At 43.3% G+C, this 360-nt stretch carries 1 protein-coding gene; it reads left to right on the top strand.

All coding sequences use genetic code 11. From position 1 onward, the window contains the following. Positions 1-11: 11 nt before the first annotated feature. Positions 12-360 (top strand): thiamine pyrophosphate-dependent enzyme (locus HUK49_RS10665; protein WP_235981148.1); only part of this gene is annotated, 349 nt, incomplete at its 3' end.

The following is a 360-nucleotide window of genomic DNA, read 5'->3' as shown; positions in this document are numbered from 1 at the left end:
AGAGAGTGTAATTGGCTACGTTTAAAGATTTTAGAAATAATGTGAAACCCAATTGGTGTCCAGGCTGTGGTGACTTCTCAGTACAAGCGGCTATCCAAAAAGCAGCTGCAAACGTTGGATTAGAACCAGATGAAGTAGCACTCATTACAGGGATTGGTTGTTCAGGACGTCTTTCAGGTTATGTGAACTCATACGGAGTCCATTCCATTCATGGTCGTGCATTACCACTTGCTCAAGGTGTGAAAATGGCCAATCGTGATCTTACTGTTATTGCTTCTGGTGGTGACGGTGATGGTTACGCTATCGGTATGGGGCATACAATTCATGCGTTACGCCGAAATATGAATATCACTTACATCG

It is taken from the genome of Limosilactobacillus portuensis, assembly GCF_014838735.1.
Lineage (GTDB): Bacteria > Bacillota > Bacilli > Lactobacillales > Lactobacillaceae > Limosilactobacillus > Limosilactobacillus portuensis.
Note: the sequence above shows the minus strand (reverse complement) of the source record. Positions and strands in the feature narration are given on the sequence as shown.